The organism is Robertmurraya siralis, assembly GCF_005502275.1.
Taxonomy (GTDB): domain Bacteria; phylum Bacillota; class Bacilli; order Bacillales; family Cytobacillaceae; genus Robertmurraya; species Robertmurraya siralis.
On sequence record NZ_SWLZ01000038.1, the window covers coordinates 18,651 to 27,994 of the forward strand.

The 9,344-nt window shown below is 30.4% G+C and carries 9 protein-coding genes; all 9 read right to left on the bottom strand.

All coding sequences use genetic code 11. From position 1 onward, the window contains the following. Position 1: 1 nt before the first annotated feature. The gene (locus FCJ93_RS23810; RefSeq protein ID WP_095314821.1) at positions 2–568 is read right to left on the bottom strand and encodes a TIGR00725 family protein; all 567 of its coding nucleotides are present in this window, start codon (positions 566–568) and stop codon (positions 2–4) included. Between the two features lie 3 nt (positions 569–571). Next, on the bottom strand, positions 572–1,285 hold the full coding sequence (gene hisG / locus FCJ93_RS23815; RefSeq protein WP_095314820.1) for an ATP phosphoribosyltransferase: 714 nt from the start codon (positions 1,283–1,285) through the stop codon (positions 572–574). Continuing rightward, complete coding sequence (locus tag FCJ93_RS23820; protein ID WP_095314819.1) at positions 1,285–1,539, bottom strand: acyl carrier protein; 255 nt, start codon at positions 1,537–1,539, stop codon at positions 1,285–1,287. Before FCJ93_RS23820 ends, hisG begins: the two co-directional genes overlap by 1 nt. A 579-nt stretch (positions 1,540–2,118) precedes the next feature. Beyond that, entirely contained in the window at positions 2,119–2,904 is a 786-nt protein-coding gene (locus tag FCJ93_RS23825) for an ABC transporter permease (protein ID WP_095314818.1), read from the bottom strand. After that, complete coding sequence (locus FCJ93_RS23830) at positions 2,904–3,668, bottom strand: ABC transporter permease (RefSeq protein WP_170211401.1); 765 nt, start codon at positions 3,666–3,668, stop codon at positions 2,904–2,906. The genes FCJ93_RS23825 and FCJ93_RS23830 overlap by 1 nt, the downstream gene beginning before the upstream one ends. Continuing rightward, entirely contained in the window at positions 3,668–4,627 is a 960-nt protein-coding gene (locus FCJ93_RS23835) for an ABC transporter ATP-binding protein (protein ID WP_137744862.1), read from the bottom strand. Before FCJ93_RS23835 ends, FCJ93_RS23830 begins: the two co-directional genes overlap by 1 nt. A 1,324-nt stretch (positions 4,628–5,951) precedes the next feature. Beyond that, on the bottom strand, positions 5,952–6,509 hold the full coding sequence (locus tag FCJ93_RS23840; RefSeq protein WP_170211402.1) for a tyrosine-type recombinase/integrase: 558 nt from the start codon (positions 6,507–6,509) through the stop codon (positions 5,952–5,954). Positions 6,510–6,917: 408 nt separating this feature from the next. Further along, positions 6,918–7,994, bottom strand: a complete 1,077-nt coding sequence (locus tag FCJ93_RS23845; protein ID WP_137744863.1) for a tyrosine-type recombinase/integrase — start codon at positions 7,992–7,994, stop codon at positions 6,918–6,920. 16 nt (positions 7,995–8,010) lie between these two features. Then, positions 8,011–9,180: a tyrosine-type recombinase/integrase gene (locus FCJ93_RS23850; RefSeq protein WP_137744864.1), complete on the bottom strand. Its 1,170-nt coding sequence runs from the start codon at positions 9,178–9,180 to the stop codon at positions 8,011–8,013. Positions 9,181–9,344: the final 164 nt, after the last annotated feature.

The following is a 9,344-nucleotide window of genomic DNA, read 5'->3' on the forward strand; positions in this document are numbered from 1 at the left end:
ACTAATTACCCCATTTTTGAAAAGATGAACTAATCTGTTCAAATCTTCTTTTCTTTTTAATCTTATTTAACAACGATTCTATAACTTGGTCTACAGAATCCAGACTATCAATCAGAATCTTCCTTCTATTATCAATATACTGATTATTCAACTTATCAGACCAACCACCACTATTCTTAATGGCTATAATTGGTTTTCTACTGTTATATGCGTAGGCTAATTCCCCTAGAGTCCCCGCTCCACCTCCAATTGAAATAACACCTTCTACAGATCTAATTAAGAGAATATCTCTGATTCCATACCCAAGTCCTGTATTAATTTGAATTGTAGAATAAGAATTTTTTTGAGGATCTTGGTATTCATCAGGTAAAAGCTCTATACTTAACCCGCCAGCATCATATACTCCTTTTAATACATCAGTACATAATCCATTATCTCCCCCAGAAAAAATAACTGCATTTGATTTGGCCAACTTTATTCCTAGTTCATAACATTTTTCTTGTAGACCATGTATTTCCTCATTTTCTAAAATATCGTAGGAACTACCAATTATTCCAATTTTATACATATTCTAATTCACCATTTCAATTTTATTAATAGAGGCGATTCCTTTCTTAATTTTCTCATATTTTGTCAGTGTGCTATGACTAATAGACAATCGTTCAGAGTTTCCTGTAATTGCAGTTAAAACCTTATCAACTTCATTCGGGTGTTCATTTACAAAATTCTTATTAACATATAAATGACTGGCAACAGGTAATAGGGTTTGAATAACTTTTAAGTCATTGTCTAAATAAGAAGCCCCTGAGCTAACAATATCTAAAACTGCATGACATATATTCAATTGAAGATAAGCTTCTGCAGAACCATCAATTTTTTCAATCGTAATATTAGAGAATGCACTAAATAAATCTTGAGCAATATTAGGATATTGTGAATAAATTATGATATCCTTCCCACACAATAATTCCTCAGTATTATGAAAAATAGAATCTTTCCTTGTTAGCAAACATAGAGAACTATTTAACAAATTTAAATTAGACAGTTCCACAATATCGACTTCGGATTCAATAAAGTAATCATTACCCGTTATTCCAAATTGGATTATATTTTTTTCAATTAAACCTGGAATATCTGTTGATCTAAGACAAACAATTTCAATATCATCTCTAACTTTATATACTGTATTTCTTGTAAAAGTTACATTAAATCCATAGCTTCTACTAATGATTTTTCTCGATAATTCGAAGAGTCTTCCTCTGTTTGGAATACCTATTCTAATCATTATTTCGCCTCCCTACTTATTTTAGATTCTATCAGATGATATAAAGAACCAACTGTCTTAAAATGCTCTTCTGTAATCTCATGGTCTTCTATTACAATATTAAAATATTCTTCCAATTCAATCATGAGAGAAATAATATTAATAGAATCTATTAAAAGATCTTCTTTCAAAAATGTTTCTTTACTTATTTCATCTGGTTTACTTTGTTTTGCAATTTTTGTAATTAATTCCTTAATTTTAATTTCAACACTCATACTTTCACCTCAGAGAAGGATCAATTTTAAAATTCACTTCTTTTTGATATATTGTCTATTCATTTTATTACTATTCCAAATTTTTTAAGGCAAACAATTAATAACCGACATCAAATGTGATTAGTTTAAATATCAGAAGCCTTGCATTGTACTCCTAAGTTCATTTTTTAAACTTTTAAACACTATTTCTTTCCTCGGACTACTTCAAAAATAAATGTAAAATCCAGGACTCCTTCATGCTCTGTCCCTATTAATAAAGCATTTTTACTTTGTCATTATCATAGCCAAAGTAATTTCAGATTCCCATAAAATATTATCAACTATCCAGTTTTTAAGAAGTTATTTCCGTATAAAATATTCCAATAAAATACTATTTTTCTATTTTTAACTAATTTTATCAACACTTTACATTTTTTTCAATAAAATATTCAAAATTTTTACAATATAGAGACTATAATAAAATCCAGTATGAAACTAGGTTTAGTTAGAAACATGCTAGATTAGAAAATGTGTGGTTTTAGAATTAACCTATACTTGTTTGAAAACTCATGAAATTTTTTTTAAAAAGAATATTAAAGTTTATTCTATTTCAACTAACGATCCCGACCTCTTTGCAATACCTTCCATCATTTTTATCATAATTGCAGCTACTATAAAGAGTAAAAATCCAATAATTAACTCCTTAAGTAAGTACACATAGGTATCACCAAAAGGTTTTCCCTCAAGGATAAACCGGATCCCAATAATCGAGTTTGTTAATGGTAACCAGGTGCTTATCAGTTGAACAAAATGAGGTAATAAGGTGATTGGAAAGTACACTCCGCAAAGAATTTGCATTCCACCAATTATCACATTTGTAAATAGATTAATATCTTTGAATGTAAGGCTTATACTTGCTGAGATTAAAGCCAATGCACCTGAGGAAAACAATAACACCAGAATGAAGATGACTAAAGCAGGTAATGATGTCCATTTTATTTGTATACCAAATATTACATACGCGTACATCAAACTGACTAGAATAACAAAAAGTGAATCGATAAACGGGATAAGCAATCTTCTTAGAATTAACGTAAATGTAGAAGTTGGTGCACATACATTCAACCCTAATGTACCGAATTGTCTCTCATATCGGAACATCCCGATTAACCCGAAAAAGAAGGTTCTTGCGGTAATAAAAAAGATATTTCCAATAACAATAAAATGAATATACTCAGAACCTAGAATGGAAGCCCCCATTGAAGCAAAGAAGATATATAATAGAAGTGGGTCTACTGCACGGAATAATAAGTACATTCTTACATCTTGAAGAGAATAAACTGCTTTAAACGTTAAAAAAGTAAAACTTTCGTGTAATCGAAACATCAGAGTACCCCCATTACACTAGTTTCTTTGATTTTCTGTGTCATTCGTTTAAGTAAAACATATGATAGAGTAAAATACAGGCATGAGACTATCAGACTAGTAATCAAGTCAATATAGTCAAATGAGTTATTTTCAATCACAAAATACAACGAATGTATAGCCCAGCTCATAGGAATCAAAAAAGATAGATATTGCACAAACTCTGGTAGTAATTCGATTGGATAATAGATTCCACTTATTAGCATCATTGGATATAAAATAATATTTTGGTGTGCATAAACATTTTTTGAAATGCTATAAAGAATGGAAAGGAGCATCCCAATACTAACCAAGCTAACAATTAAAGTTAACACACTCACTATTATTCCTATTAATGAATCAAAGGATAAATTGAATCTGAAAAGAAATTTAGCATAAATAAGTGTTATCCCAATGGTCAAAGCACCAATAAATGCGTTATTAATTGCCTTACTCAATATAATCTTAAATAATGATGTTTTCGCATTGATAATCATCTCTAGCGTTCCAGACCATTTTAAAGACACCAATGAGGAACCCGAAGAATACAGTACATAAGACCACATACTCATAATTCCTACTGCAAAAAGATATCTTTCTTCATTTTCCCCACCTCGTAAAATAAACATATATTTCACAATTAGTAAGTATATTATAGGCTGAATAAATAATAAGAACTGATACATCTTATTCCTTAAATTAGTGAAATAAAGGCTTTCATATAAAATCAACCAAACAGTATTCATCATTTACCAACCTTTACAATATTAATATAGGCATCTTCTAAGGTTAATTCTTTTTGTTCGAGAGAAATAACCTCTACAACTTTACTTAATTCTGTTCGAACACGCTCATATGATTGTGAATTATCAACTTCAAAACGAAGAAAATATAAATCTTCATTAATTTGATGAACTTTTACTTGTTTAAATAGGTTATGCTCATTTAGAGAAAATTCCTGAATCTTCCTGCAGGTTGCTTCAAAAACATTTAAATGAGAAAATTTCCCCTTGATTTCCTTAGGAGTTCCAATTACTTGTATTTCACCTTGGCTGATTATCCCAATACGATCACAAAGATCATCTGCTTCTTTCATATAATGAGTTGTTAAAATAATAGTAATTTTTCTCCTTGACAAATTTTCAATGATTACTCTTATTTTTTCTGCAACAACCGGATCTAATCCAATCGTTGGCTCATCTAGAAACAGGATATTAGGATTATTAATTAAAGAACGTGCAATATGAACTCGTTGAATCATTCCTTTTGAAAAGGTATAAATTTTATGATTTTTTTTATCTTCTAATTCAACTAATTTTAATAGTTCCCTAATCCTATCATTCTGTTCTGATATTGGCACTTTATATAAGCAGGCAAAGTACTTTAAATATTCCCAAATAGTTAAACGACCATAAACCCCTTTTTCACCACCAAACATAAAGTTAATATTGGAACGAATCTCTTCCCCTTCCTTTACAACGTCCTTTTTCATAATTTTTACATCACCTGATGTTGGGGTTAATAGTGTAGTTAATACCTTTATAGTTGTAGTTTTTCCAGCTCCATTTGGACCTAATAACCCAAATATTTCACCTTCGTGAACATCAAATGATATCCCCTTCAATGCAAGTTTTATCTCTTTTTTACGCTTATTTTTTACACTATACTCTCGAGTTAATTCAGACACCTCAATTATTTTATTCATCCCAGTCTCCTTCCCACTAAATGTTAGTTTATTAGAAAATAAAAATAATATTGGAACCAACAATCATAATTTATCTACTATAGAAAATTATTACAAATTTTCTAAATTAACACAATATACTAAACAAAAAATATTAAAACTGATTCGCATAGTCAAATTTGTTTCAATTATAAAACTTCTTGACACAGCATCTAATTGATAGCACCTTATTGTTTTTCCGACTATATAAATTTGTTTATTTAATCATTAATGCTTATATCTTGAGACTCGAACATAAAAAAATACCTGAAGGTAAAACACTCTTTCAAGAGCCCCACCACAGGTACCAAATAGATTATTGTCTTATCTATTATTCGATTTATAGTAAACTAAGACTTTTTTATTCACTATCCGGCTCATCACTAAAAAAACAGTACTTCATTTCCTGTAACGTCTCCTTTAATAAGCTCCTTCACTGCTTTAGCATCAGCCCAAGTAGTGACAATGGAAATGTATATTTATACCATAATTTCAAAACCCATCGGTTAGGATAGTACTCAATATTGTTTGAGGGTGTAACCGCTAAGTAGAAATGAACACTTTCTTACCCAAAAATGCTAAATAAGACTGAACACTATTTTCCAGTAGAGACGTGCACTTTATTTGGAGAGGCTGGCATGATAGCCTACTTCAGCTGAGCCAAGACACTTTGGTACATCTGGCTTCGTGGCTCACAATCTTGCCCGCAGAGGCTCCATGTAAAGTGACAAAGGGCACGTTCCAATTTCCAGTAAAGTGTTCACTTCAATTTTGCAAAAAGTGTTCAAAGTTATCTGACGGTTACAGAGGGTTAATCTACAATTATAAACATTTCTAAGAAACCGAAAATTCTAGTTTTATTATGATAAAATAGCTAACATACATCACTTATAACAAAGAAGGAGACTAAACATGAAGTTATTCCCTCAAAAAAAGAGGGAAAAGATTTCGGTTCTAAATGAACCTGGTCCTCTAGAAAATCTCTTCCAATCATTATGTAAACTTCACAAATGATGGTAAGGTAAAGGATCTAACATCGTTTTTAGACGATAACAAATCGCTTTATTTCTTCAGTAACAAACTAATGTCTATTCCTATAAAAGATAGACCTGAGGACTTAGATGATTTACTTTCTTATACTTTATACGTAGCCACATTATTTATGTTCCTTAATTTCTTATCCAATGAATCATTAAATAAAATTCTGATGCTTTCTCAGGTTCCATAGAAACGTAAATAAATCCAACCATGTACAAAATTTATTGCCCCACACGCTCAAATCCTTTTGTACCAAATTTGCTCCTACCTACCTTAAATGTTTATATAACTCCTTGTTCATTTGTAATTCCATACCATTATTTCTTATATAATTTGGATCTATATAAGTCTTAGTAGAATGTATTTTTTTATGTCCTAATAATTGTTGAATTACTAAAATTTCTGCACCGCTTTCTACCATTATCGTTGCAAACGAATGCCTTAATTTATGTAGTGTCGAAAAAGGTAAATTTGCTTCTTTTAGAAAGAATTCAAAAGTTCCTTGTAGCTCGATGATATTCATATTGTCACCATTATTATTAATTAAATAATCTTCATCCTTCAGGCTAAACTTTTCGATATATTTTTGAAGAATAATCCCGAATCCTTCCCTTAATACTATGATTTTACTTGACTTGTTTTTAGTTTCCTTTTTATAAATAGTTTCATTAACAAAGTCTATCTCACTTATCTTTGTGGTTAGTATTTCTGAAGGACGACTTCCTGTTGTCATCAAAAGTAGAAAAAATAGTAGGTCTCGTTCAAGATGAGAACTCTTCCGCAAAAGACTTTGTAAAAACTTTAATAAGTCATGTCTCGTGGGCACATACTTTTCCTTCCTTAGAGGTGGCTGCTTATGATGGTCAATGTTAAAAGTCATCTCATTTGTCAAAATAGGGAAGTCATATTTCCTATAGAGATATAAAAAAAAAACTTTGGAGAGCACGTTTAGATTGATGTAACCAATTATAGCTCTGATGAATATTACAAATAAAATATTTCTCAACCAATTCCACATCTAGACTAGAAAAAAATAGTGTTTCACCCTTTAAGTTTACTGTTTCGTAAATTCTCTCTAAGTGGATATCTTCAGCAGGGGTATCTGTTTCCACAACGAGATAACTTAAAAAGTCGTCTAACCTCTTTTTAATTATTCTTTTGTAATTATATGAATAAAAAGAATATGAATGATATAGATTAACTTCTTCTATAAGACTTTTCATATTTACCACCACTAGATTAATTGTCCTAAAAGTTCTTCAAAAGGAAATGGATAGTATTTCATTACTTCTTCTTTTAAATCCTTAGGAAGAAGCTTTGTGTATATAGCTGTGGTTTTAGGATCCTCATGACCAAGCATTTGCATTAAATATGGTTCCTTTATTCCTGATTTTAAACATTTAACAGCAAACGTGTGCCGAAAAGAGTGAACAGTAAAATCCTTCCCTAGCCCGATGGAATCAAATAGATCCCGAACTAAATATTGGACACTTCGCTCTAACACCTTTTTCTCTCTTATTAACCCCTCATCTTGGGAAAATAAATATCCTTTTAAATCTGAATTCCATTCGCTAACACCACTCACCTTTAGGTAATGCAAAATAGCTACTTTTACTTCCTTAAACATTGGTATATATCTTTCTTTGTTTCTTTTCCCTCTTCTAATAAGAATTAAATTTTCATCTACGATAAAATCACTAACTTTCATATTCGTAAGCTCACTAACTCGACACCCAGTTCCCAATAAAAATAAAATCATGGCTCTCTTTCTATAGCCATATGTTTTTTGAAGAGCTCCCTTAAGTACTTTCTCGATTTGTACATCATTTAGATATCTAGGCAAAGTAGACGTTGTATTAATAGAAAATTTGTATCTTAAGTCCTTTTCAGTATATCCTTGTTCAAAAGCATATCCTAACATTCCGCGGATAATGGCCATGTACTTATTTACAGTATGTATCGATAAGCCTTCATCTTTTCTAGGGTTACTGTTCTCTAGTATTTCAAAAATGATACTTTCGTTTAATTCAGATAATGTAATTTTAGGTTTTCTACTAATAACGAAGGATTTCACCCTATACAAAAAATTCAAATATGTTACTAACGTATTACTACTTCTACGATTAAGCTTTTCTAACTTTTTTAAATAAAGTACATACTCCTCTATCACTTGAATTAGCGAAATTTTTTCCTCACAAGAAGATAAATGTTTATCCTTGTTTTTTACTAACTTCAATAACTCATCAATTGTTATGCCTAGTTCATTACATATACCCTCATAAGCAATGTTCGTTTGTTTTTTTATTGGCACTATGATTCCTCCCTGATTATAATGGATTTTTGCTTAAGGTATTTGCTAGTAAACGCTTGGTAGAGCGGTTGTAATAATAATAGGTTGATTTCCAATCTTTGTGACCAATTGCCTTAGAGACCCTTTCAAAACTATATTCTTCTAGGGCATTCGTAATATAGGTGTGTCGGAACGCTTTTGCTGGGTATAGCGATTCCCCAAAAGCCTTAAGATTTGCTGAATAAAATATGAAATTGATGTAACTTGAAGTAATTGGCTCTCCTTTACAATTAATAAATAAATTATCCGTTTTTGGATTATAATTATTTCTAATTTGAAGGTAATCCTTTATTACACTCATTACTTCAGTACTTATTTTCACCTTTCTTCTTTCTGTCTTTCCACACTCAAACGAAAGAGTTCTTTCAATCGTATCAATATCTCGAAATTTCAAATTAGAAATCTCAATTGGCCTACAACCTGTGTCGACGATGATTAAGAAAATCGATAAATCACGTTTTACATGATGGGAGTAATCATATATGGTATTCATCAATTCAATCATTTTCTGCTTTGGCACATATGCATTATCCCGTTTAGATCTTCCACGTAGATATATTGGAATTGTGTATTTCTTTCGAATTAACTTTTTGCTATACAAAAAATTAACAAATAATTTTATTATATTAAGGTCTCTAGTGGCAGTAGCCAATGTAATTTCTTCATTTGATACTCTTGAAGAAATCATATTTTCATATTTCTCAATTTGATCAAATAAAAAATCTTCCTTTCCTTCTTCCAAAAATAGATCAATATTCGCACCGTTAACACCTAAAAATTTTTCAAAGGACAAAATGCGTTTTTTATATTGATTAACAGATCGATAATCATTATTTTGTAGAAAAATAAGAAAATCACTAATTATTCGTGGAATTTTTACGCTATTCATTTTTCCTTCACTGATTTTTTTCTTTTGTCCATTTCGAGCAAAAATTCGGTTATCTAAATACTTTTTAAATGGGGAGATACATTCTTGATCAATTATATTTCTCTCACCTAAAAAGTTTAGGAACCGATATATAACTTTAACTTTCTGATTTAGATTTGATGGAGACAATTTTTTATGTACATTTACTCTTATCAAGTATTCAAGATATTCCTCACATTTTATTACGGATAGTTCATTCCACCCTTTACCAAAATACAAGAAAAAATCAACTAGAATCTTTTCTATAAGTTTTTTAGTGTTCTGGTGTGACTGCTAGAATAAAGTGTACAGTTTTTGCTTGATAAGATGAAACGCTTATTTACCCAAATATACCAGCAAAAAATATCAACCTATCACTGTAAAATGATCATAGTTCATACTTG

Coding starts and splice junctions, on each gene's coding strand:
- FCJ93_RS23810 (WP_095314821.1), bottom strand. CDS start 568: ATGTATAAAATTGGAATAATTGGTAGTTCCTACGATATTTTAGAAAAT.
- hisG (WP_095314820.1), bottom strand. CDS start 1,285: ATGATTAGAATAGGTATTCCAAACAGAGGAAGACTCTTCGAATTATCG.
- FCJ93_RS23820 (WP_095314819.1), bottom strand. CDS start 1,539: ATGAGTGTTGAAATTAAAATTAAGGAATTAATTACAAAAATTGCAAAA.
- FCJ93_RS23825 (WP_095314818.1), bottom strand. CDS start 2,904: ATGTTTCGATTACACGAAAGTTTTACTTTTTTAACGTTTAAAGCAGTT.
- FCJ93_RS23830 (WP_170211401.1), bottom strand. CDS start 3,668: ATGAATACTGTTTGGTTGATTTTATATGAAAGCCTTTATTTCACTAAT.
- FCJ93_RS23835 (WP_137744862.1), bottom strand. CDS start 4,627: ATGAATAAAATAATTGAGGTGTCTGAATTAACTCGAGAGTATAGTGTA.